This is a genomic window from Microbacterium sp., assembly GCF_047606385.1.
Classification (GTDB): Bacteria; Actinomycetota; Actinomycetes; order Actinomycetales; family Microbacteriaceae; genus Microbacterium.
Genome location: NZ_JASGEL010000062.1, coordinates 25,298 through 50,382, shown reverse-complemented (window position 1 = coordinate 50,382; position 25,085 = coordinate 25,298). Strand labels below are relative to the sequence as shown.

Annotated in this window: 17 protein-coding genes; 5 read left to right on the top strand and 12 right to left on the bottom strand. The window is 65.4% G+C overall.

Going from position 1 to position 25,085, the window contains the following annotated elements; all coding sequences use genetic code 11:
• Positions 1-39: 39 nt before the first annotated feature.
• Entirely contained in the window at positions 40-1,341 is a 1,302-nt protein-coding gene (locus QM626_RS06210) for an alpha/beta hydrolase (protein WP_415075080.1), read from the bottom strand.
• 155 nt (positions 1,342-1,496) lie between these two features.
• Here QM626_RS06210 and QM626_RS06205 point away from each other — a divergent pair, with 155 nt between their 5' ends.
• Positions 1,497-2,921 (top strand): glycosyltransferase family 4 protein, encoded by a 1,425-nt coding sequence (locus QM626_RS06205; protein WP_415075078.1) that lies wholly within the window; start codon positions 1,497-1,499, stop codon positions 2,919-2,921.
• Positions 2,922-2,930: 9 nt separating this feature from the next.
• Here the strand turns inward: QM626_RS06205 and QM626_RS06200 are convergent, their stop codons facing one another.
• Positions 2,931-4,808: a hypothetical protein gene (locus QM626_RS06200; RefSeq protein ID WP_415075076.1), complete on the bottom strand. Its 1,878-nt coding sequence runs from the start codon at positions 4,806-4,808 to the stop codon at positions 2,931-2,933.
• 83 nt (positions 4,809-4,891) lie between these two features.
• Positions 4,892-5,830: a glycosyltransferase gene (locus tag QM626_RS06195; RefSeq protein WP_415075074.1), complete on the bottom strand. Its 939-nt coding sequence runs from the start codon at positions 5,828-5,830 to the stop codon at positions 4,892-4,894.
• A gap of 90 nt (positions 5,831-5,920) precedes the next feature.
• Between QM626_RS06195 and QM626_RS06190 the strand changes: the two genes are divergently transcribed.
• Positions 5,921-6,397 carry a GtrA family protein gene (locus QM626_RS06190; protein ID WP_415075072.1) on the top strand — a complete coding sequence of 159 codons (477 nt, stop codon included), beginning with the start codon at positions 5,921-5,923 and terminating at the stop codon, positions 6,395-6,397.
• Between the two features lie 101 nt (positions 6,398-6,498).
• On the opposite strand, the gene QM626_RS06185 is transcribed toward QM626_RS06190, so the two are convergent.
• From QM626_RS06185 to glf, 3 genes are read right to left on the bottom strand one after another with little or no spacing between them, the layout of a single operon-like run.
• Entirely contained in the window at positions 6,499-8,526 is a 2,028-nt protein-coding gene (locus tag QM626_RS06185; RefSeq protein WP_415075070.1) for a DUF6541 family protein, read from the bottom strand.
• Complete coding sequence (locus tag QM626_RS06180; RefSeq protein WP_415075068.1) at positions 8,523-10,352, bottom strand: glycosyltransferase; 1,830 nt, start codon at positions 10,350-10,352, stop codon at positions 8,523-8,525. Before QM626_RS06180 ends, QM626_RS06185 begins: the two co-directional genes overlap by 4 nt.
• Entirely contained in the window at positions 10,349-11,485 is a 1,137-nt protein-coding gene (gene glf / locus QM626_RS06175) for a UDP-galactopyranose mutase (RefSeq protein ID WP_415075066.1), read from the bottom strand. The genes QM626_RS06180 and glf overlap by 4 nt, the downstream gene beginning before the upstream one ends.
• 227 nt (positions 11,486-11,712) lie before the next feature.
• Here glf and QM626_RS06170 point away from each other — a divergent pair, with 227 nt between their 5' ends.
• Both QM626_RS06170 and QM626_RS06165 read left to right on the top strand, forming a co-directional pair.
• Entirely contained in the window at positions 11,713-12,957 is a 1,245-nt protein-coding gene (locus tag QM626_RS06170) for a hypothetical protein (protein ID WP_415075064.1), read from the top strand.
• Between the two features lie 46 nt (positions 12,958-13,003).
• Positions 13,004-14,983: a glycosyltransferase family 4 protein gene (locus QM626_RS06165; protein ID WP_415075062.1), complete on the top strand. Its 1,980-nt coding sequence runs from the start codon at positions 13,004-13,006 to the stop codon at positions 14,981-14,983.
• Here the strand turns inward: QM626_RS06165 and QM626_RS06160 are convergent.
• Complete coding sequence (locus QM626_RS06160; RefSeq protein WP_415075060.1) at positions 14,980-16,233, bottom strand: glycosyltransferase; 1,254 nt, start codon at positions 16,231-16,233, stop codon at positions 14,980-14,982. The two genes, QM626_RS06165 and QM626_RS06160, sit on opposite strands and share 4 nt — an antisense overlap.
• 156 nt (positions 16,234-16,389) lie before the next feature.
• Between QM626_RS06160 and QM626_RS06155 the strand changes: the two genes are divergently transcribed.
• Complete coding sequence (locus QM626_RS06155) at positions 16,390-18,228, top strand: glycosyltransferase (protein ID WP_415075058.1); 1,839 nt, start codon at positions 16,390-16,392, stop codon at positions 18,226-18,228.
• A gap of 54 nt (positions 18,229-18,282) precedes the next feature.
• Here the strand turns inward: QM626_RS06155 and QM626_RS06150 are convergent, their stop codons facing one another.
• From QM626_RS06150 to rfbA, 5 genes are all read right to left on the bottom strand, one after another.
• Positions 18,283-19,521, bottom strand: coding sequence for an ABC transporter ATP-binding protein (locus QM626_RS06150; protein WP_415075056.1), 1,239 nt, complete (start codon positions 19,519-19,521; stop codon positions 18,283-18,285).
• Positions 19,522-19,524: 3 nt separating this feature from the next.
• The gene (locus QM626_RS06145; RefSeq protein ID WP_415075054.1) at positions 19,525-20,445 is read right to left on the bottom strand and encodes an ABC transporter permease; all 921 of its coding nucleotides are present in this window, start codon (positions 20,443-20,445) and stop codon (positions 19,525-19,527) included.
• A 54-nt stretch (positions 20,446-20,499) separates the two neighbouring features.
• Positions 20,500-22,374, bottom strand: a complete 1,875-nt coding sequence (locus QM626_RS06140; protein WP_415075052.1) for a rhamnan synthesis F family protein — start codon at positions 22,372-22,374, stop codon at positions 20,500-20,502.
• Positions 22,371-23,900 (bottom strand): hypothetical protein, encoded by a 1,530-nt coding sequence (locus QM626_RS06135; RefSeq protein ID WP_415075050.1) that lies wholly within the window; start codon positions 23,898-23,900, stop codon positions 22,371-22,373. Before QM626_RS06135 ends, QM626_RS06140 begins: the two co-directional genes overlap by 4 nt.
• A gap of 228 nt (positions 23,901-24,128) precedes the next feature.
• Positions 24,129-25,001: a glucose-1-phosphate thymidylyltransferase RfbA gene (rfbA, locus tag QM626_RS06130; RefSeq protein ID WP_415075048.1), complete on the bottom strand. Its 873-nt coding sequence runs from the start codon at positions 24,999-25,001 to the stop codon at positions 24,129-24,131.
• Positions 25,002-25,085 lie beyond the last annotated feature (84 nt).

Genomic DNA, 25,085 nt, shown 5'->3' with positions numbered 1-25,085 from the left:
TGCGCGCACGGCGCGCGGCCCCGGCCACGAAGGCCCGCCTCACCCGGCGGACAGCCCGAGCACCGGGTAGAGCGTCTCGAAGGCGTGCAGGAGGCCGCCGCTCAGCGCGTCGTCGCCGTGCTCCGCACCGGGGACGGAGTACAGATCGACGGCGAAGCCGGCATTCGACGAGAGGAGTGCCGAGCGTTGCTGCCCGGGGCCGAACCCCGTGTCCTTCTCGCCGTAGGTGAAGGCCGCGAGATGGCCGCTGAACTGTCCGGCGTTCGTCGTCAGGAAATGGACGGGTGTCGACGCGTTGTAGAGATCCTGGTCGCCCCCGAACACGGTCGCGATCATCGCGCTCACGTTCTCGGAGCCTTGCTGCTCCTCACCCGAGATCGAGATGAAGTTGTGCCAGACCGTGGGGTATTCCGCTCCCCAGAGATAAGCGCAGGTGCCGCCGTTCGAGTATCCGGCGATGGTCCAGTACTGCGAGTCGGAGAGCACGTTCAGGTGCGAGCGGATGTATTCCGGGATGTCGACGTTGAAATAGGTGCTGACCCCACCGTAGGTCGTGGAATCGACGCAACCAGGGTTGCTCGCGGGATCGCCGAGCTGGTCGGCGACGATCACGATCGGTGCGAGGCCGTCGTTCTCGGCCGCCAGCTGATCGAGGGCCGTCTTCACGAAGCTCGCGTCCGGGTTCCCCGGCTGGCCCATCATCATCACCACGACCGGGAGCGCGGGCGGATCGTCGACGAGCGCGGCCGGCGGCAGGTAGATGGAGGCATCCCGCGGGGCGAAGCCGGCGGTGGACGGGATGGCGTCGTCGCCGCTGAGGATGCCGACCGTCCCCTCCGCGGGCATATCGTCCGGCGCAGTCCACGACTGATAGATCGGCCCAGACGGCGTGGACACGGAGGTCGGCGTGGGCAGTTCGATCGCGTCGCCCACGACGATGCCGAACAGCGCGCCGACATTCCGGTCGATACCGTACACGGCGTTGATCCCGAGGACGCCGGAGACCGCGGACAGCAGCACGAGCAGCATGCCCAGCGCCTTCGCCCACCAGGCTCGGTCGAACAGGCAGAGCGCGCCGAAGGCGATGCCCGCGAAAGCGATCGCCCCCCAGACGGCGACGGTGCCCGGCAGGACGCTGCCGAACACCCCCGTCACGACGGCGACCACGTATCCGACACAGCCGAGGACGGCCCCGACCAGCAGAGTGATGACCGAGCGACGCCACCTGCCCCGGCGCACCTGGTGGATGCCGAGGGCCATCACGACCGCCGCGGTGAGCGCCCAGACGATCCACGGCAACGGCCCGTCGATGATCGGCAGCGACAGCAGCCAGTTCCGCATCGGATCGCCTCCTGTCGCAGCGACGCCGCATCAGCGCCCGGAACATCCTGACACCCACCAGCCGAACGTCCGCCGATATCGTGCCGCGCGCCGCCCGAGCGCCGCACAACGGTCCGGCTGTTAGGGTTTCCCGGGCAGCAGAAGGGAGCGTTGGAGTGCAGACAGCCACAGGCGGGGCCGGCGCCGGCACGCGCACCCGCGTCCTGATCGTCACGGGAGACCCGATCCGCACGAAGATGGCGGGTCCCGCCATCCGGGTGTGGAACATGGCCGAGCTGCTCGCCGACTTCTGCGACGTGCGCATCGTGTCGTGGAAACGCATTGAGCGCATGAGCGACCGGTTCGCTCTGCACTACGTGCACGAGGCGGACGACGCTGCAGCCGCCGCGCATGAGCGGTGGGCCGACGTCATCGTGGTGCAGGGCATGTCGCTGCGCATCTTCCCGTCCATCGCACGCACGACCAAGATCGTGGTAGCCGACCTCTACGATCCGTTCCAGCTCGAACAGCTCGAGCAGAACAAGTACGAGGATGCCGCGACCTGGGCCGACGAGATCCGCAAGGCGGTGTCGCTGCTGAACGAGCAGCTGGCGCGCGGGGACTACTTCCTGTGCGCCTCCGACCGCCAGCGCGACCTGTGGCTGGGCAACCTCTCGGCGCTCGGACGCCTCAACCCGGCGACCTACACAGCAGATCCGACGTTCGACTCGCTCATCGGTGTCGCACCTTTCGGGCTGCCCGCCGACCCGCCCCAGCAGTCGCGGCACGCGATCAAGGGCACGGTCCCCGGCTTCGGGCCCGACGACAAAGTGCTGATCTGGGGCGGTGGGATCTACAACTGGTTCGACCCGGTGACCCTCGTCGAGGCGATGGGCCTGCTGGCGGAAGAGCACCCCGAGATCAAACTGTTCTTCCTCAGTGCGCGCCACTTCAACCCCGAGGTGCCCGAGATGCAGGCGATCGCCGACACGGTCGCCACCGCCGACCGGCTGGGGCTCGTCGGCCGCACCGTCTTCTTCAACGACTCCTGGGTCGACTACGACGACCGGGTCAACTACCTCTTGGACGCCGACCTCGGGGTCAGCACCCATCCGATTCACGCCGAGACGCGGTTCTCGTTCCGCACCCGCATCCTCGACTACCTCTGGGCGGGGCTCCCGGTGGTCTCGTCGGCCGGCGACGCGTTCGCCGATGTCATCGCAGAGACCGGATGCGGACGGGTCGTGCCCGTCGGCGACGCTGCGGCGCTCGCCACCGCGATCCGCGAGCTGCTGACCGAGCCGGACGCATACGCCCACGCGCGGCAGGCCGCGATCGCGCAGCGGGAGAGCTTCGAGTGGAGCCGGTCGCTACGACCGTTCCTCGACTTCTGCGCGGCTCCCCGCGAAGCCGCCGACCGGGAGCTGATGGCGACCTCCCGCACCGCACTCGGCGGCAGCCGCTTCGAACGCATCCTGATGATGCCGAAGGGACGCCGGCGCGACCTGGCGCTGCTCGTCTACTACTTCCGCCGTGGCGGGCTGTCGTTGGTGCGCGAGAAGCTCGGTGAGCGCACCGAACGGCTCACGACCGACGGCTGAGAAACGAGCTCAGCCGTCAGAGAGGTTCACGTCGTAAACGACGAAGGTCTCGCCGCTCCACTGAATCTCTGTCACTTCGCGTAAGCATTGGCCGGCGAGCGCATGGGAACTTACGATCCGTCGAAGCTCCGGTATCCGCGCTGCGACGGTGCATGGTGATCCGCTCATGATCACCGTGTCGGGCGCCGGTTGCGAGAACTCGAGTCCCGGCTCATCGACCCAGTCGAACTCGATGTGCAATCCGCCGCGATTCCACATGTCCCGATACTCCCCTGCCGGGTCCAACTTCAGCCAAGCGGCCTCATCTGGTCCGATCTGCTGTCTGGCGCTCAGAGACGGTGTGCCCGTCGCGGTCATGAGCGAGTCGATATCGAGCGAGTCGCTTGCCCACACTGTTCCTGCTTGACGTGCTTGCGCACCCCACGTCATGAACTGCTGCGCCGTAGCACTGGCGCGAAGGTCTCCGAGGCCGAAGATGATAGGCACGGTCGTGGCGGTGAGCGCGCATGCCGCAACGGCCCCGATGCCCAAAGACCAGAACGCGTGAGGCCAACGGACGAGGAAGAACACGACGGCGGCCGCAATCGTCGCGCTCGCCCAGATCATGGCTGCCGTCAGACCCGGAAGCTGCCCCTGCTGCAATGCGCTTCCGCCATACGCCGACACGAGAGCCGTAACCCCAGCAGCGAGAATCGGAACCGCGAGCCGGCGGGAAGGTCTCCACTGCGACATGAAGAGACAAAATGCGATCGTACCGAGAAAGCCCACGCTTTCTGCCGCCCGGCTCGGCGGCACACGATTAACGAGCGGCATCGAGGATCCGAAAGTTCCCCAATCGACGAGGCACCAGGAAAGCCAGAACGCCGCGCACACCGTCATAGGGATCAGAGCTGCGGCGAGCAAGCGCCCCCCTCGCCAACGCTGCGTGGCCGCAAGCAATCCGACGACGAGGATCAGCACTGTAAAAGACGAGGACACCTCACTCGGGTTGAGGGGAGCAGCGTCCCCGATCGACTCCAACCATCCCAGGCTGGTCGCACCGAAGACCTGGCCAGCGGGCAAGGCCGACCCAGAACTCTGCCTCTCCCCGGGATAGACCGTATGGAGTCCAGCCTGGACCGCATCCCAGTTCTCCCAGAACAACAGTCCAGTCCATACGATCGCGGAGAGCGCTATGCCCCCGAGATCCGTCAGGCGCCGCCACCACGGCAGCGACCGGGTAAGAAGATAGACGGCGGTCGATAGAACTACGGGGACGCCGAGCACGATCGCCCATGGCTGGTAGTACGTCGGGGTGCGTGCAAGCAGAACGCCAGATGCGATGATCGCGCCGATGCCGAGCGCCCGCGGCGCCCACCCGGGGCACGCCAGCCGGTTCACACCCAACACCGCGAGAGCGCAGCCAGCCGACACAAATCCGAGCGTGTTCACTGGTCGCCCCGACCACCACATGCTGGTAGGCGCGACAGCAATAAGAATGGCGGCGAGGTACCCCCATCTCAAGCGAGCCGTCATCTGCCGGAACCACAGTGGCATTCCGATGAACAGCAGCAACGTAGGCAGCCACCATTTCGCCGCGAACAGCATCGATTCGGGGATCCACGGGCTCAGCGCCAGCGCCGAGCCGTCGAAAAACACGACGGCCGAGACGGGCCCCTCAGGAAGCTGAGCGAAGAAGTCGTTCGAGGCGCTCAGCGGTGTCTCCCCCTCAGCGCCTGCGCGTGCCGATTGTCCGAGCCAGAGCGGCGACTCGGTGCCATATTCGTCGCTCCGAATAGTCTGAGATTGACCGATCTGCAGTCCCAGTGGCGACTCTGGATCCTCTCGCAGCGACGCCGTGCCGATGCTTGAGGTCGTGACGCCGAGCAAAACCAGCACGAAGTACATGACCAGCGGAACCGCTATAGCGAGAACAACAGTCCCGCGATCCGACCTCGCCCAAGCGCCGACGCGACCACCACGCCAGCGCACTAAGCAGCCTTCGGCGCGGCGTAGCCCAGATAGCTAAGACGACTCAATTCTCGACGGGATTTGAGTACCCCATCGAGGATGAGCCCGATCATCCATGACATAAACGCGAGCAGCACGATCCCGAGAGCAAGGATCACCGTCGGCAGACGAAGAACGAGACCCGTCTGGGCGTATTCGGCGACGATGGGAATACCGAGGATCACGCCGACCAAGGCAAGAAGTCCGCCGATCACTCCGTAGAACATGAGCGGCCGCTCGTGACGAACGAGACCGATGATCAGCGAGAGGATCCGAAAGCCGTCATGATAGGTCCGCAGCTTGCTCTCACTTCCCTGTGGACGGTCCTTAAACCCAACAAGTACTTCGGACTGGGGTACACGAAGACTCATCGCATGTACGGTGAGTTCGGTCTCGATCTCAAACTCACGAGAGAGAGCTGGGAAGCTCTTCACGAACCGCCGCGACAACACGCGATAACCGCTCAGCATGTCGGTGACAGAAGACTTGAAGACCCGTCCGACAAGCCAGTTAAACGCGCGGTTGCCAAGCTCATGGCCGGGACGGTATGCGCTGTCTGTCGTCTGCCGACGTACACCCAGCACGTGGTCATAAGGGCCCGCGGCCAATCTGTCTATCATGATCGGCAGGTCCGCTGCCGCGTATGTGTCATCCCCGTCGATCAGCACGTAGATGTCGGCATCGACATCGGCAAACGCGCGCCGCACCGCGTTCCCTTTGCCTTTCATCCGCTCGTACCGCACGATCGCGCCCGCGGCACGCGCCACCTCGGCTGTCGCGTCAAAACTGTCGTTGTCGTAGACGTAAACATCTATGCCCGGCACTGCGGCGCGCAGATCAGCGACCACCGTACCGACGGAAAGCTCTTCGTTATGACAGGGAACGATCGCGACGATCCGCTGCACCTGGGATGTCGACACTGTCGGGCTCCTCGTGTTGCGTCCTCGCCCTCAACGGAGCAATACGCGGCCTCCAAGCTATCATGGCGGGTCTCCACTGATCGGAGGGCCATGCCTGAGAAGTCCCGAATCGGCGACATGCTGCGACACGGCGGCGCGTTTCTCATCGTGGGCGGAGCCGCGTTCGTCGTCGACGCCGCGGTATACAACCTGCTCGTGTTCTGGGTTACCGGAATCGGACCCTTATTCGACGCGCCAGTTTTCGCAAAAGTCATCGCGATCGTCGTCGCGACGATGGTCACGTACGTCGGAAACCGATTTTGGACATTCAGCAAACGTCGTTTGCGCCCGCGGCTCCTCCGATATCTGCTCTTCATCGCCATCAATCTGGTCGCGGTGTTGTTGCAGCTGGGTTGTCTCGCGTTCTCGCGTTACGTCCTCGGACTCGACAGCGTGCTCGCCGACAACATCTCGGGGACTCTCCTGGGGCAGGCGATCGCCACAATGTTCCGCTTTGTCGCGTACGACCGTTGGGTGTTTCCTGACGAACCGGGCACCGGCGACCGTATGGCTCTCGAACAGGCCTGATCTCGATACGTAGCGCACCGGAAACGGGCTTCGAGGTGCTCCGCGACATTCATACGACGATGAGCTCCATCTCGTCCTGCGGCTGGAGATACCGTGCGGATCTATCCGGGCAGCACGCCGCACTGGTCGATGCGATACAGCGTCGAGTCGCCGTCGGTGGCGACGGGCGTGAACAGGCCCGCCTCCACCGCCGTGTGAACGCCGATGAAGTGGTTGCCGGACGGGTCACCCCCACCGAAGGCGTGCGGGTTGTAGAGCACATAGCGCACCTGCAACGCGTCGAGCGCGGCGCATATCAACGGGTCGGTGTCGATGTCCTGCAGGCGCCAGGCGATGAGGGCACGCTCGGCGTCCCACTGCCCGTTGACATGGGGAAAGACCGGTTCGCGTCCCGCGTAGAGTAGCGACAGCGCGGACCCGTCCCACGGGTCGCCGAGCACGCGCTGGCCCGTGGGGACGATCCGCGCGACCTCCGCCATGAAGTCGATCTGCGCCTGCGAAACCACCTCGGACGAGGCCGCGGTCTGTGGCAGGCGGAACACGAACGCGACAGTCGAGCTGACGCCGCCCAGCAGCATCCCCAGTGCCGCCGTGACGGTCGCCGCCCAGGCGAGCGACACGGCCAGTATGGCGGCGGTCACTCGTCGACGCCGCGCCAGCCAGGAGGATGCCGCCAGCACGCCCAGCGTCGCGAGGACCACCCCGAGGACCGGGAGCGCCGAGCCGAGCCGGTAACGGTCCTTGTACCAGAGGGCCGTGGCGAGCTTCGCGAAGAGGTCGTCAGAGCCGGCCGCGAGCGCGAAGAGCACCGCGAGCGCGGCGTATGCGACGACGACCCACCGCAGCCCACGGGTGCGGGCTGCGGTGAGGATGCCGACGAGCACGGCCATCGCGACCATCACCGCGACGACAGTGAACACCCCGGCAAGCCCGAGCGGCCACGACTGTGACAGCACCTGCCAGAGCCCGGCGAGCACCGACTGCGTCGCCAGCGCCTGAGGGCCGGCCAGACGGGCGTCGAGCGGACGGTCGAACAGGCCGAGCCGGAGGACGAGATACGCGAAGCCGCCCGCAGCGGCCGCGACCAGCAGCGCCACGAGCCCGATCAGCGACCAGCCGGCGATCCGGCGCGCCCGACCCCCCGCCTGCCGTGCCCAACGATAGGAGCTCACCGCCTCCGCGATCGCGAATGGGGCCAGCAGCACCGCCCAGGTGACAAGCACACGTGGCTGCGAGAAGCCGATCGCCACCAGGGCGACGAGCAGCGCAGCGGCACCCGTGACCAACGGCAGCGCCGCCTGTCTTCCGCCGGGACGGCGGGGCGCCCAGGTGGCGACCGGGATCGCGACAGCAACCGGTAGGGCCGACGTCGCGAGGAACGTGGGGTAGAGCGTGCCCCAGGTCAGCAGCGCGTAGGGCATCGCGCCGAAGGCGGCGGCCAGCGGCATCGCGATCAGCGCCACGCCCCCGGGCTCGTAAGCGCGCAGCAGCGCCTGCGCGAGCCACGCGACGCCGGGCACCCATACCGCCGTGCAAACCGCGATCCAGGCGGCGTTGACCGCCACCGGGACGGAGACTCCGGTCAGCTGGACGACCAGTGCAGCCAGCGAATGCCAGGCCGCCGGGTAGAAGGCCCAGGTGCGGTCGGTCTCGATCAGCGTGCGCAGGGTCAGGGAGGAGGCATCCCCGGTCTCAAGGATGTGGGCGATCGCGGCGAGGTGGAAGACGTTGTCGTAGGTCTGGCTGATGCGATCCGGCGTCGGGACCGCGGCGAAGGCGACGACGGCGATCACGGCGGATGCCGCGAGCCAGGTCAGCACGAGCCACCACCATCGCACCCCCTCCCGCGGCGGCCGCGCCGGCATGGTGCGGCGCCGCAGCGGCGACGCCAGCGCGGCGATCACGATGGCGACCAAGAGCGGCTGCCAGAACGCGAAGCCGACCCCGAGAAGGCCGAAGAGGACGCCGGCGGCGCCGATCGACGCGATCCCCACGACCGCGGACACCGCAACCCGGGCCACGCGTGCCAGCGGCAACGGCGCGGTCGCGACCAACCCCGGCACGAGCAGCACGAGCACCGCGACAAGGATCGCCGGCACGGCACCGAGCCACGCGGCGAGAGCGCTCATGGTCCGAGCACCTCGGCCCAGGACACGGCGGAGGCCAGGCGCGGCGCGGCGCGGCGCCAGCCGGTTGCGAGCCAGGGCCAGTGCAGCCACAGCCGCGCATGCAGCCGCATGCTGCGGCGCAGGGCGCGCACGCTCTCTCGACGATCGCGGCGATAGCGCACCATGGCACGGCCGTCAGCGGTGTCGACGAGTGCCGAGTCCACGTCGGCGAAGCTCCACCAGCCCAGGCGCGATGCGGTGAGGTGCACCTCGGGCCGGTCGGCGGCGAACGGCCGGGCCGGCACGAGCAGGTGGCGCGCCCCCACGCGGAGCAGGGTCCGCACCTGCGCGATGCGGCCGCGCGGCTCGTCGGCCCCACCCTCCGGTGCGATCAGTCCCGTCACCGGCGTCGCATCAGGATATTCCTGCCAGAGATCGCGAATTGCGCTGGCCCGCGTGCCGAGCCACCGCGGCAGCCGTTCCGGGCCGGACAGCACGTCGACGATCGCCTGGGCACGCAGCCGCACCGCGGAGTACTGCAGCGTCAGCAGCGGCTTCAGATCCCCGAGGAACGAGTGGAGGATCACGCCCGTCGGCCGCCGACGCCGGGCGTGCAACAGCTCGGTGATGAGCCGGTTGCGGTGCAGGAAGTACGCCTCCCAGGTTCGGGTGGGAGCCTTTCCGCCCCAGCCGAGATGCCACAGTGCGATCCCTGTCGGGCTGACGGTGCGCACGCCGTGCTCGCGGGCGCGCAGCGCGAACTCGACGTCGTCGCCCTTGAGGAACAGCGGCAGCGACAGGCCCGCCTCGCGTATCACCGGGATCGGGATCAGGCACATCCACCACCCGTTGAAGTCGGACCGCTGGTGCGCATGGAAGTACGGGGCGTCCCGAAAGGGCGTCGCGGCGAAGTCGTGATCGTAGGCACCGGGACGGTCCAGCCGCACCCACCCGATGCGCGGATCCCACTGCTCGCTCTGCGTGTAGAGGACGGCACGGTCGTCAAGGTGCAGCATCCCCCCACCGACGACGAGCGGCTCGCGGGCCGCGGCGGCGAAGCGTATCGCTCGCGCCACGGCCTCGGGCTCGGTGATGGCATCGTCGTCGAGCAACAGCACGTAATCGCTGTCGCCGGCGCGCAGCGCCTCCAGCATCCCGCGGGAGAACCCGCCGGAACCGCCGAGGTTGGGCTGGCGCACGAGCTGCAATCGGTCGCCGAGACGCGCGGCGACGGCCGCGAAGTCGGGCTGACCGGCGACGAGGTCGGTACCCTGGTCGACGACCACGACCCGGTCGACGAGATCGTCGAGGCGGGCATCCTCGACGATCGTCCGCAGCTGGGCGAGGCAGTCGACGGGGCGGTTGAACGTCGCCATGACGGCGGTCGCGGATGCCGTCATCGCGCCGGCGATCGACCAGTCGGCGTCGCTGAGCTCCAGTGTTTCACCGTCGGCGGCGATCAGGTCGAACCACAGGACGCCGCCGTCCGCGAACCCGTCGAGGGGCAGCTCGACCTCAACGCCGGCGACGCCGTCGACCTCGCGGCTCTCGACGAGCACGGCCGACGCCTGCGCATCAGAGCGGAACACCTCGATGCGGCCGCGACCGGTCAGCCGCGCGGTCAGCCGTACCGTCGTGACGTCCGTCTCGGCGCGCCAGTACGACGCCGGGAAGGCGTTGAAGTACGAGCCGAGCGAGACGGTGCCGCCGGGCAGGACGCGCACGCCGTCGCGTCCGAGGAGCTCGGCGTGCGACGCATCCCCGTCGACGTACAGCGGCAGGACCGCGTCCACGTCCGCCACCGGGAAGACCACGCGTGCCACGGCGGTGCGCTCGGCCACGGTCACGCCAGCTTGTTGTTCCACATGGACAGGGCGGAGCCGATGGCCATGTGCATGTCGAGGTACTGATAGGTGCCGAGGCGCCCGCCGAAGTGGACGTCCTTCTCCCCCGCCGTCAGGTCGCGATACGCGAGCACGCCGGCGCGGTCCTCGGGGGTGTTGACCGGGTAGTACGGCTCGTCGTCGCGCGTCGCGAAGCGGGAGTACTCCCGCATGATGACCGTCTTCTCGCGCGGGTAACGGTCGGCACGCTCGGGATGGAAGTGCTTGAACTCGTGGATGCGGGTGTAGCGCACGTCGGCGTCCGCGTAGTTCATGACGCTGGTGCCCTGGAAGTCGCCCGTCTCCAGCACCTCCTCCTCGAAGTCGAGCGTGCGCCAGCCGAGCTCGCCTGCCGCGTAGTCGAAGTAGCGGTCGACCGGGCCGGTGTACACGATCGGCAGCTGGCCGACGGCGTCCTTCTTGTTCAGCGGCTGCGCGGTGTCGAAGAAGTCCGTCGACAGCTTCACCTCGATGCGGGGGTGGTCGGCCATCCGCTCCAGCCACGCGGTGTACCCGCCGGTGGGCAGACCCTCCCACGTGTCGTTGAAGTAGCGGTTGTCGTAGGTGTACCGCACCGGCAGGCGGCTGATGATCTCGGCCGGCAGCTCGGTCGGGTCGGTCTGCCACTGCTTGCCCGTGTAGTCGCGGATGAACGCCTCGTACAGCGGCCGGCCGATCAGGCCGACGGCGCGCTCCTCGAGGTTCCGTGCGGTCTTCGGGTCGAACTCCCCCGCCTGCTCGTGCACGAGCGCCCGCGCCTGGTCGGGCGTGTACGCCGACTGGAAGAACTGGTTGATCGTGCCGAGGTTGATCGGCAGCGGGAACACGACCCCCCGGTGGGTGGTGTACACCCGGTGCACGTAGTCGGTGAACGCCGTGAACCGGTTCACGTACTCCCACACGGTGGGGTTCGAGGTGTGGAACAGGTGCGCGCCGTACCGGTGCACCTCGATGCCGGTGGTCGGCTCGTCCTCCGAGTACGCGTTGCCGCCGATGTGGTGACGGCGATCGATGACCGTCACCCGACGACCGGATGCCGCGGCCCGCTCCGCGATGGTCAGGCCGAAGAAGCCCGAACCGACGACGAGAAGATCCATGTGGACTTCCATTCCTTCCACGACGCCGACGACCGCTCAAAGCTTACGTGGTCAGGATCGGTCATCAGCGGCAGTCACTGACGTGATGTCGGGTCTATGCCCAGGATGCCTCGCTCCCGAGAACCCGCGCGCAATGCGGTCGAGCATGCCGTCGCCCGTGCACGAGACTGGACCACATGCCCTCCTTCCCAACAGCCCGGCACGCCTGGCTACAAGCACGCGTGCCTGTGGCTGTGCTCGTGCTCGGCACGCTGGCGGCGTGGTTCCGACTGCCGGCGAGTGCTCGCAATGCAATGTGGGGCGAGGACGCGGCGATCTTCTCTGATCGCGCCTTGCACCCAGAATTGGCACCATATGGTCCGCTCACGGCGTACGACGGCTATACGCACCTCTTACCCCAGTTGTTGGCCGACTTTCTCTGGCGCGTGGCCCCAGCTGAATACATGGCGCAGGCGTTTACTGCTGCGGCGTGTCTGGTCGCCGGCGCGGTCGCGGTAGGCATCTTCCTTCTCACGGCGAGGTGGAACCTCAATCTGTTGGGCCGCATACTGCTGGCCTCGCTCACCGTACTCACCCCAGGGCTAAGTTTCGAGGTTCTGGGAAACCTCGCGAACCTCCATTGGTTTCTGTTGTGGCTCACGCCTTTTCTCTACTTCTTTCGGCCCCGCCGGTGGTGGAGCGCGATCGTTGCGGGATGCGTGGCGTATATAGCCACCGCGACCGAGGTCCAGTCTCTGCTCTTCGCGCCGCTGCTTCTCTGGCGCATTCGCGATCGCCGTCGTTGGCCGATGATCGGAGGCGCCGCGCTGGGCACGCTCGGCCAGGCGTTCGCCTTGGCTGGAGGTAGCCGCGAGCGGGGTGACGGTGTCGCGCTGCTCGACACCGTCTTCGGGTACTTCTTACAAGTGCCCCTAGCCGGCCTCACAGGCACCGGGCAGGCGGCGTCCGCGATGGTGGCCTACTCCGGCTGGATCGCCGCTTTCATCGCGATCCTGCCCTTCGTCCTGTGCGCGATCTGGTTCGCCTGGGGCTCCTGGCGACGCATGGCGGTCGTGGTCATCTTCGGGATGAGCTCGGCAGTGATTTGGAGCGCCGGCTTCATCATCAACTATGCACCGACGTACGCGTGGCGCTCCGAGGGCGCCCAGGATCTGATCGATGGCGTCCCTCTGCTCAGATATGCGGCGATCCCAACGATGTTCCTCTTCGGCATCGTCGCCCTCGCCATCGGACGTGCTCGACGCTCCGCGCTTGGCGCCAGGGGGATAGCGCTTGGCGTGGCCGTCGTCTGTCTGGCGGTGCTGGCGGTCGGATACCGTGTGCCGATCGCAGGCTTGCGCGCACAAGGTCCCGACTGGACGGCCGGGTATCAGAACGCCGAGATCGCTTGTGAGGAGGGTGCGGCGTCCGTCGCGATTCCGGCCGCCCCATCAGGCTGGGAGGTCTCCTCATCATGCGACGTACTTCCCTGAGAGCAGTGAGAACCGGCGCAGTAGCTGAGGCCGTAGGATCGTACGGATGTCGCATCCACCTGAAGACCGTCGCACGTACAAGATCATCCTGCTGCGACTGTTGTACCGGGCGGCCCGGATCTTTGACCTCATAGGTCGCGGATTCGGAGATATCGCGACACTCATCAGAATCGGACCGCGTGACTACGGAGTGTTCGCCCGCACACATCGGCTGAGTCGACGTCGTCCCGGCTCAACCTTCCCGAACGGCGTGACCACGGCGCTCACGCCATCTCGGGCACTCGGGTGGCACAAGGCGCACTGGCGACACCTTGTGGTCGTTCTCGTCGGTGAGCCCACGAGCGACACCGCCGAGTGGATGAGGCTCGCGCATGGCCTGCTCACGTGCCACTTCATTCTCGCCAAGCCGGTCACCGGCCTCAGCGCCAAGATCCCCACTTCGGCCATTACCTATGACGACGGACTTGCCGCGAGCTCCGCCGACCTGGGCGACCTTCAGTTGTGGATGCTGACCCACAAGCGCCGATGGGATCTCGTCCTGCTCGATCTCGCACACCCAATGCCTTCGCCAACGGCTCTGGTCGAACTTCAGCATGCTGCCGACCAATACCACTATGACCGTGAGATCGGGATCGTCGTTCCCGCCTATCGCGACGGCGCGGGTATTGTCGCCGGTTTCGACTTCGACCGACGCGCGGCGCGTCTGGCACCCGTCACGGACGCAGTCCAGGACTACGGGCAGATAGCGATCCCTCGCTACGTCCTCGCCGCTGCGGCCCACGGCGTCTATGTCACCTCGAGCGCCCTGGACCGCTTGGACTTCCGAGACCCGGTTGTCCGCGGGGAAGGTCTCGACGCCCAAGTTGCGAGCTTGGTCCGACGAGCTTGGCAAGTCAACACACGCACGCTCTGCCTCAGCACCACGGTGCTCGACGTAGAGAAGCTGCCTGCGCCACCGCATGATCCGCGGCTGCTTCATTGGCAGATGACCCGCGCGACAAGTGCCTCGAACAGAGCGCCCCGGATCATCTTCGTCCTCAATGCGACCTCGGTCAGCGGTGGCATTCGGATTGTCTTCGAATTGGCCAATGGGCTCTCTGAACGCGGCTTCGATGTGGAGATCTGGTCGTTGGAACCGCATCCGACGTGGTTCGACCTCCGCGTGGCGGTACGTCGCTTCTATTCTTACGAAGACCTGCTTCTTGCGCTTCGCGAGGTGGACGCCATCAAAGTGGCGACGTGGTGGGAAACAGCGGAGATCGTCTGGCTGGCCAGCGCCAACCGGGGGATTCCGGTATACCTGATCCAAGAGTTTGAGACGTGGTTCTACCCTGACGACCCCGTCGGCCAAGCTGCGGTCGTCGCCAGCTACCGGCGCGAGTTCCTCGCCCTCACAGAGGCGACCTATCAGCGTGAGGAGCTCATCGAGATCGGCGTCCACGCTGAGCTCATTCCAAACGGATACGACTCGCAGACCTTCCGTCTCCTTCCCGACGCGAACAGGGATGAGGACACCGTTCTCGCGTTGGGACGGTCGTTCTTCCAGAAGAATTTCGCCATGACGCTGCGCGCCTGGCGCTCCCTTGGGCGCTCGCGCCCGAAGCTTCTCCTGTTCGGGACAGAACCTGAGATCGTCGACGACGAGCGGGCTGAGTACCATCTGCGTCCCCGCGACGCGGCCGTCAACGAGCTGTACAACCGAGCAACGCTTTTCGTTCAGACCTCACGCCACGAGGGTTTCTGCCTTCCTATTCTCGAGGCGATGGCAGCAGGCTGCCCGGTGATCACGACGGACTCTCACGGCAATCGGGACTTCTGCGTCGACGGTGAAAATTGCGTCATCGTCCCCCAGGACGATGACGCTGCTCTCGCGGCTGCGATCCGCCGACTGCTCGATGACCCGGCCGAACAGGAGCGACTCCGTGTTGCCGGTCTAGCTACCGCACGACGTTTCGAATGGCCGCTCGTGCTCGACCGGGTCGCGGAATTTTACACACAAGCGGTGGACCGGCATGCGAAGAACTAACGACGCCGCATTCTGCGATATATGGTCCCGAGAGGAGACCCGGAGAGACGGGATCTGATCCATCGCCACCTGGTATGCCGCGTGGTCGTTGGCCGAAGCGACGTACTCTCAGCACCCGCAGGAATCACGCGAGGTTTCAATGCTCGCCGCCAGTCCTGGACGATCTCGACCAGGTCGCCCGTTGTCGAACTCCATCGCCAATCCTCGCGAATGGCTCTGACGTTGTCCACGAGATGCGATCTCGCGGTCTCGTCTCGGAGCTCGAGGATCGCCGCTGCGGTGGCCTCCACGTCCGCGTACGCAACGACCTTGCCCAGGCGGTTCGCGTCGATATAGTCGGCAAACCAGTCGCCCTCTGTCACGACGCTCGGAAGCGACGCCCAGAAGTGGTCCAGAATCCGAGTGCGGAAGGCATAGCGCGTCTCAAACGACTCTCGATGTGCCGACAGCGCCACATCCGCATCCAACAAATAGTCCGCACGTCGATCCGCTGGGATCCAGCCGTTGATGAAATGAACGCCGTTATCCAGGATTCCCAGGTCAGCGGCCAACCTCTTCGCGCGGGCGACCGCCGCCGGCTCTCCGATGAGGATGTTCGGGTGCGTCGTGCCATAGAACACCAGCCGGATCTCGGGATGCGTCTTGCGCAGACGTGCTACGGCGCGGATCGGCGTCTCGGCATCGAACCAGTCCCAGATCCCCCCCGCCCATACCAGGACGAAATCCTCCGGTGAGATCCCCTCCACGCTCCGGATTCCATGACTACGCGCCTGCGGTTCGCCATCTTCCATGCCGAAAGGGACGAGTCCGACGATCTGCGAGGCGTGACGACCATCCAGCTCGCTAGGGCGCAGCCCGTCCGCGGCCGTCATGTATCCGATCCAATAATCCCTCTGACGTTCGTTGGACGTCACGAAATAGCTGCCCGCCTTCATGCAGAAACGGAAGAAGTCCACCACCTCGGCGAAGGCGTCGTCCTTCTGGGGCTGCCCGTCGAACCCGCCGATCTTCTCGGCGCCTACTGCTTCGGCGGGAAGTGCGTTGTAGAGGTCGAAGATGAAACGGCATCCGGCAGCCATCCCGCGGCGCACCACCTCGGGATCGATGAGCTGACAAAACGCGATGTCCGCTCCGGCAACCAGCTCGACCAATGCCTCGCGGCCCTGATAGGGCGCCACCGCGAATCCGCGCCCCCGCAACGCGTCCGGGTCGCTTCCCTCGATCCCCACCGCCAAGGTCACGTCGGCCACGCGACTCAGCTGCCCGGCGATCATCACGAACCTGAGTCCGGGACCCGCCATCTGAGCGCCGACCACGTCTGGGGCGACGAGAACGACGCGCGGACGGGTTGGTTCTTCGGCTCCGGTTAGCATGAAGGGTCACTGACTCCTTGGATAGTTCTGCAAATGATGAACAATGTTCTCCGGCCCATCGCTCGACGCGCCTACCAGAGGCTACCCGAGCGTTGGCGACGTGCCCTCGATGCTCGGCTCCTCACGCACAGGTATCGCACCAACACGGACGGGCTCGCCGCGGATGTTGAGGCTGAGCGTTGGTTTGCACAGCATGGCCGCCCCGTATCGATCGTCATCCCGAGCTATAACGATCTCCCCTTGCTGCGCGAGGCGGTCGCGAGCATCCGCCGTACGTGCGCGGACGTGGACTACGAAATCATCGTCGTCGATGACTACATCGATCCCGCAGTGCAGAAGGAGCTGGAGAACCTACGCGCCCGCGATCTGCAGGTGATCCTCAAGACGGAGCGCCTCGGGTTCTCGGGCACAGTCAACGTCGGCATGCAGGCCGCCGCTCACGACATTGTGCTTCTGAACAGCGACATCGTCGCTCAGGACGGCTGGCTCATGGCTCTTCAGCGCTCGGCCTATGACATCGATCCACGGATAGGACTGGTCAGTCCCAAGATGACCTATCCAGACGGTCGGATCCAGTATGCAGGCACGTATTACGCGCGGCTTCTCGCACCGCAATGGTTCGGTCATCTTCACGTGGGGTCGTCCGCGACGAAGCCAACGGCGAACGTCCCCGGATACAACGTGTCCATCTCGGGGGCTTGCGTCTATATCACTCGGACCGCATACGAGCGTCTCGGCCCACTCGATGACGGCTTCTGGTTAGGCTTCGAGGACGTCGACTACGGTCTACGCGCGTGGGCGAACGGGATCCGCTGCTACTACGAGCCACGTGCACTCCTCACGCATCACGAATCCGCGTCCCGCGGGTACAGTCAGGGGCATCGCGAGCTCTCCTCCATGCGGCGATTCTGGGGCCGCTGGGGTGATCGCTTCCTCACCCGACACCGAGCCGAGCCGGTCACCACGGATATCGTTCTGGGAGCCGCGCCCATCCCGATGTGGCACGAGTACGCGCGCGAACTCGGATCAGCGCTAAGCGATGCCGGCCACGACGTGGCAGTTCATCATGCAGACGTCCTTGATCGCTCGGCCCCTCCCGACGAGGGTCTCATCGAGGCCCTCTGCTCTCGCGACGGCGTGCTCGTCGCGACGGACTGGACCGTGGCCGAGACGACGTGGCTCGCCGCTGCCGCAGGGTCCGGCATTCCGGCCTATCTCGTGCCCGCCATGGAAAGTGGGCAGCATCCGCACGATCCCGCACTCCAGGCCGAGATCGTCGCGGGCTATCGGTCGGACTTCGACTTGATCGCGCCGAACAGGCATGTACAGCGTCAGCTCCAGGCGGAGACAGCTTGGGAGAGCCGTGCCCGTATCGCGCCTGCCCTGACACCACCGCCGCTGAACGAAACCGAGCCATCCGGCGGCATTGCGACGATCGGAGCCTCCGCCTCCGAACGTAGGCAGGTGGACACGCTCGCCTCCGAAGTCGGCGTCCACGCCGTGCACCACGATGATCCCGCAGATAGACCTCGGCTCCAGGAACTCGCCGCGGAATCCGCGCGGGTCGTGATCGACTTCGTGCGGCGGCCGAACTCGCTGAGCCCTTACGCCCTGATGTCCATCGGCGCGGCATATGTGGCGCCCCGTAACGAGGAGCTGAGACATGAGGTGCTCGACGGCTATAACGCACTGCTGTTCGACGCCGGCTCAGAGCAGAGTTTGAGAAGGTCTGTGATCGATGCCCTCGACCATCCGCAGATCCTCTCCGAGCTGCGCGTCAACGGACATGCAAGTGCGGCGCGCGCTGCAGCCGAAGCTCGAGGCGCGTTCATTGACGCGATTCACGACCTTGCGCGCAGTTCGGTCGGCTGATGCCTGCCCGGACTCCCGAGGAGGGGGCCGGGACCGTCGCGCGAACGCGATGGATCAGGCGGAATAGCTGATCGTCGTAGACGTGTAGAGCATCCCGGTCGAACGCTGCTTCTCCTCAACCGAGAACGAAGCAGCCTGCATGAGATCCTGGATGTGCACGTTGTCGACGTCCATGAGCGAGGCGTTGATGAAGTACTTCCCTGCACCGAACGAGGTCTGTTCCAGATGGAACTCGACACTGATCTCGCCATTCAGAGGTGGGAGGACGTAACCGATCTTGTCCGTCGCAACGCCGAACACGTTCTGTCCCATGGGGTTATCGATACCGATCGCGCAGGCCCAATCTGCCAAGCCTTCATGGGAGCGCGCCTTCACAGTGACGATGAGATCATCCCCCGGCATGGCTGGCTCACCTACCAGCCTGCCTGCCGCGACGACTTCCACCGAAACGACCTCTGCCGTGCGCTGCTTCGGCGGGACGTTAGCTACCGTCGCACGCGACGCAGCCTTGCTTTCTTCCTCGAGCCGACGGTCATCCAGGATGTCCCGAAAGCGGGCAACAGCGATGATCGGCTCGCCGTCGTACACGACGTAGCCCTCGTTCATCAGCACCGCCCTGTCGCACAGCTCCGTTATCTGACCGAGCGAATGGCTGACGATGACGATGGTTCGACCTTCAGCCTGGAACGAACGGATCTTGTCTAGACACTTCCGTTGGAAGGCTTCGTCGCCCACGGCCAGGACTTCATCCACGAGGAGAACATCCGGGTCGGTATGCACGGCCACCGCGAACGCGAGTCGCACGTACATCCCAGAGGAGTAGAACTTCACCTGCGTGTCGATGAACTCCTCGATGCCCGAGAACGTGACGATCTCGTCGAATTTCGCCTCGGTCTCCTCGCGGCTCAGCCCGAGCACGGACGCATTGAGGTAGACATTCTCCCGACCAGTGAGATCAGGGTGGAAGCCCGCCCCCAACTCGAGCAGCGCCGCTAGGCGCCCCCGTCCCTCAACCGTGCCGGTTGTCGGCTGAATGATGCCGCCGATCACTTTCAGTAACGTGCTCTTGCCGGAGCCGTTGTGTCCGATCAGTCCGATGGTGGTTCCGGCGTAGATATCAAGGCTGACGTCGCGCAACGCCCAGAAGTCTTCGCGGTGGGCCCGTCCAGCACGTCCGAGCGTCACGATCCGCTCCTTGATCGAAGAGTCCTTGCGCACCACGAATCTCTTGGACACGTCCGCCACGCGGATCACAGCGGGGGTTCCGTTCGCGGGATATCTGAAGTCGGCCACTGATCACAGCTCCTGAGCGAAGTTGCCTTGCAACCGCAGAAATGCGCGGTGGCAGAAGAACAAGGCGATCAATCCCACGACGATCGCCGCGAGCAAGCGGAGCAGCATGTGACTCGGCTGCAGCACGTCGTCGCCGGCAACCCAAAAGGCATGCTGGAATCCGATCACGGCAAGAGTCAGTGGATTCGCGGTGTACAACTCCACAATCCAGTCGGTGTGGACCAGTTCTCGAACCATCTGCCAGGAGTAGAGCACCGGGGTCGCCCAGAACAGAAGCATTGTCCCGACCTCGACAAGATACTGCACGTCTCGCAGGTACACGTTCAGAGCGGCGAACAGCAAAGCGAGCGCGGTACCCCAGATAACGATCACGAGAAGGGCCGGGACAAAATACAGCAGTTGCGCGTGCAACGGCGGGCGCCCGACGAGGAATGTCGCAAGCAGAAGCACTACTAGCTGGATGACGAAATTGAAGATGGCGGACCCGACGCTCGCGAGAGGGAACACCTCGCGGGGCACATAGACCTTCTTGACCAAACCCGTATTGGCGAGAATCGAAGACGTTCCGCCGACGACGATGTCGGTGAACAGACCCATCGCCGTCAGACCCGCGAAGATGTATACCGCAAAGTCTGGGATGCCACGGGCTGCGCCCAGAAACTGACCGACGACGACAAAATAGATCGCCAGCTGGAGCAACGGGCGAGCGAGAGACCAGAAGAAGCCAAGCGTGGAATCTTTGTACCGCGCCTTGAGGTCCCTCCGCACAAGGAGGTCCAGCATCTCCCGCTGACGAAAGATCTCCCGAACCGGAGTGATGATGTCTCGGGGTCGACTTCCGACAGTCGCGCCGATCGAGCGCAACGGCGTCTCGGCGAGGCGGTCGAATCGTTCCCGCGCTTCCGGGCTGGGCGGTCTAGGCATCCTCTCAATACTACAGAGCGAAATCCGCTGGCCGCACAGGCGGCGGGCATCCGTTCAGCGACGGCGCCAGCGGGTCCATGCGTTTTCCAGCCACGCGGGCATCGAGTGACGCACGCGGGTGACGAGGCCCGGGTGGTTCAAGCGGAGATAGGCCCGCGCGACGTCGCGAAGCACACCTCGCGACGGATCGCCCAGGCCGCGGATCGCATCGATCCTTCTCAGCGCTGGCCCGTCAACGTTACGCAGGAGACCATCGAGGATCGTCTCGAGCGCTGAATAGCTGTGTTCCACGTAGGTCGAGGTGGCAATAGTCCTCGTTGTCATCCCGACTTCGGCTGCGGCGTAGGCGGGCATCCGCTCTAGTACGTGGGCGAGGCCGCCATCGCGATACTTTCCCGCGTCGGCGAAGTCAACGTAGTCCCAGCGTCTTGCGATGAGCGGGTGTAGGGCGGACGGACGCACGATGAACATGGAGCCGTACGGTGCGAGCGGCGACTCCTCATCGACGGGGATCGCAATGCCGAGCCGCTCCGCCAACTCGGCGAATGCTCGCCGGTTTGCCCACCAGGCGTGGCCGAGCGTCGGGTAACCGAAGTGAACCATCGGTGGGAACACGATACCGAGTTGGGGATCGGCTTCGAACAGTGACAGCGCCACGTTCGCGACGTCAGGATCGCCCAACAGATTGTCGAGCTGTTGGGATCTGAACTCCCCGCCGATCGTTGGCCCATCCTGGGGCGTGCGCTTCGAGTGGAGCTTGACGACGAGATCATATTCTCCTCCCGAAAGGATGTCGTCGCAGGCGACATAGAACGCGCTCTGGTCACGCCCATCGTTGGAGGCGACGACCCGGACCTCGGTCCTTCCTGCGGACAGCGACCGCTCGTTCAGCGTCCGCCCGATCTTTTCGGCCTTCTGCGAGTCGGAGGTGGTGACGATCAAGTCGTATCCGCCGGGAAGGTTCTCAAGGCGATCGAGGAGGAGATCAGTCATCTCGGGGTAGAACACGTGCGCGAGCGCAGCGATCCGGGTGCGAGACGATCGTGGTCGCGAAGGAACGCCTGTTGTCACGACAACTTCGAGCGCGGCGAGATTGGTGTGCATCACCCGCGGCTGGCTCCGACGCACCAGGTCCGTGAGCATCACCTCCCGCGGATAGCCTTCAGCGCACGCTTCGTCCACCACCCATTGTCCGATGACGGCGTGATGCTGCAGGAACACAGGCCATTGGAACAGATTCCTCCGCTTGAGCAACGGGCAGCCGGCGCGGATGAGGGCATCGGCTTCAAGCAGAGAGGGATTGTCGGTCCTTCCCGGAAAGGCGACGCCCGCGCGGAATCCCTCGCGCTCGAAGTGATCGGTGAACACAGTCTCATGGAGACGGATCGCATCTAGATAGGTCGAGACGGGAGAGAGCTGATCCCAATACTCGCGCCACGCCTGTGACGAGAACATGCGTCGGCGAACGACGACCCAATACGTTTGTAGGTGCGCGGGGAAAGCACCTCGGCCTGTGAAAGGGTCGACCGGAAGGGCTGCGTGCTTCGTCATCCCCCAGAAGTCACACGACTCGACATCCATCCGATCGAATACGGGTCGGAAGGCGCGCACGGGGCCGTACCAAGTGTCGTTCAGGAGCATCAGTTCATCGAAGGCGTCCAGGTCTTCGCCTAGGCGTTCGAGCCCTGCCTTGTACGCCCAGGCATCGAAGCCGGTGTTGTCGCGGTACAGGACGTCGTCGCCGAGCGCCGCAAGACGATCCCGCCCTTCACGGTCGAGGTCGCCGTTGACGATGACCCGCACGCTGTCGACATGCTCCCGCAGGGCGCGCAATGCGATGGAGACGTACTCCGGAAGGTCGCCGCGAGGACTCCAGACGACGTAAAGGAGGACACGACGCGGCCGTCGTCTGCCCTCATCACGGATCATCGTTTCTCCAGTCGCGCGAACCGCGCGCGTCGACGACGGGGCGACGGGATCACCCGCGCGAGCTTCTCGACCACGCCCGCGCCTGCTCGCGACCGGATCCGGAGCGCCGCCGCCAACAGCGCCAGCAACCCGGAGGAGCCACGCCACCCGCTTCGCTCCAGCAACGCCACCTGATCGACGGGATACCCGGGAAGCGCCGTCATCACGTAGTCCAAGTCGTACTCGATCGCCGTGTGGTTAATCGCGATATGGGCAGCGGAAATAACGGTGCGCACGTCGTATCCGGCGCTGGCGAGGCCCGGCGCGAACAGGATCGTGAACGCCTCGCGGCGCGCGACGACCAGACGAGACGCCGCCGCTGCCATATCCGTAAGGACTCGAAGGGCCGCTCCCTTAGCCGCCCACCAGCCGCTCATAGGCCCCAGCGGCATCCCCCGGTCGAGCGGCCCGTGCACCCCAGAGGAGTCCGCGAAGGCCCTCACCTCGGCCGCGAGCGCTCTCCAATGGGCGTTGAAGGCAAGGTCCCCCACGAGCGGAGTCGGCGGAAACACACCGCCCACCTCGCTATCCTCTAGCGGCCGCACCCCCGCCCGCAGGAAACTATCCAAGGTCTCGGAGAAGTAACGCCGCAGATAACGCGCGATGTTATCTTCCGCCCGCGAACTGCCGGTGATCGCTACCACGATCTCGTCTTCATCGGACGGATTGTCCCGCAGGAGCAAGAGCGTCGACCACGGATCAACGGGCTCCTCTGTTCTCACCGATATCACGCATCGATCGCCGATGCCGGCAGGGAGTCTCGCCGCCGCGAGCGCGCGCTCGACGTCGACGCGGGCTTCGGGAACGGTCGAGACGAGAAGCCGCCCGCTACTGCCCCGCGGCAGCATACGGATCGCATCATCGAACTCATCCGCGTTGCGGCACTCGATCACGAACGTCGCGCGCGTGCCGCACGGCCTCTCCTGATCTTCTCGTGGCCGATCTGACAGAATCCTCGTTCCGCTGAGGTTCGCGTGGATCGTCCATGGGGCGGCCTGGCGTCGGAGGTCCGCCCGAACAGCGGTCACCGCCCCACCTTGATGACCAAACGTATCGAGCACTCGGCGGCCGTCCACGGCCAGACGATGCAGCACGAGCGGATCGCTGAGCAGGAGCTTCCTTGCGAGCACCGGGTATCCCAGGGCCATGAGCATGAGCGGATGCTCACACTCCGGGTCGCCCTCCGCGAACGAGGGGTCATCGAAGACCACGCGGAGATCGTCACGGACGCAGCTGCGGGCCAGGGTGCGTAAGCTCGTGGCTTCCGACCTTTCGGCGATGAGTGCCTGTGTGAAGCGGTTTGCGGCCACCGAAAGCCATAGCGAGCTCGTGCGCGCGTCGCCTGCCTCGCCGAGGCTGGAGGCGAGCAACGTCCAGTTCGCGGACCGCTCTGCTTCGGCATGGAGAAGGCGCTCTAACGCATCCGGAATCGGATACCAGCTGTCGTCAACGAGGAGGACTTCGTCGACCAGGTCGTCGAAGCCCATGCGGACCCAAAATGTCGGGAGATCGGCCAACGCGACTCGCTCGAAGGATCCTGCATCCTCATGACGCGTGCGACCTCGGTCCTCGGCTATCACGACGACCCGCCCATGACCGGACAGAACCCGAAGGGCCTCAGCGACATGAGCAGCATCTCCAAGCTCCGAGGAACGCGAGAGCCCGAAGAGGATGCAGCGACGCGGCATGGATCGGTGGTGGTCGGTTTCCACGCGCTAGCGATGCCCCTGCTCAAGTGCGGTGAGTAGGTATCGCCCGTAGCCGCTCTTGATCAATGGCTCCGCAAGCAGCCGCAGCTCAGCGTCGGTCAGGAAGCCCATGCGCCACGCGACCTCTTCTGGGCAGCCGATTGACAGGCCCTGACGCTTCTCGACCGTGCGAATGAAGTCGGTCGCCTCGCTGAGCGAGTCGAACGTTCCCGTGTCCAGCCAGGCCGTGCCGCGCGGCAGGAGCTCCACCTGCAGCCGTCCCCGCTCGAGGTAGGTCCGGTTGACGTCGGTGATCTCCAGCTCGCCGCGCGGCGACGGCTCGAGGTTCTTCGCGATCTCGACGACGTCGTTGTCATAGAAGTAGAGTCCGGGCACCGCGTAGTTGCTCTTGGGCTGTGCGGGCTTCTCCTCGAGCGAGACGACACGACCGTCCGCGTCGAACTCGACCACGCCGTAGGCGGTCGGATCATCGACCCAGTAGCCGAAGACGACACCGCCCGAAAGAGAGCTGTACTGGCGCAACCGGGTTCCCATCCCCTGTCCGTAGAAGATGTTGTCCCCGAGCACGAGCGCGACGGAGTCGGAGCCGATGTGCTCCTCGCCGAGGATGAACGCCTGCGCGAGCCCGTCGGGCGAAGGCTGCGTCTTGTAGGCGATGGAGACGCCGAACCGCGACCCGTCACCGAGCAGGCGCTGGAACTGCTCCGAGTCGTGTGGCGTGGTGATGACCAGGATGTCGCGGATGCCGGCGAGGATCAGCGTCGACAGCGGGTAGTAGATCATCGGCTTGTCGTAGACCGGGACCAGCTGCTTGGAGACGCCGAGGGTGATCGGGTGCAGCCGGGAGCCCGTGCCCCCGGCGAGGATGATGCCGCGCATGGTCTTCAGTCTCCCGGATGACGCGGCATCCGGCCAAACCTTCGGCCACCCGCCCGTGATATATACTGATGCGCGGAAATAGAT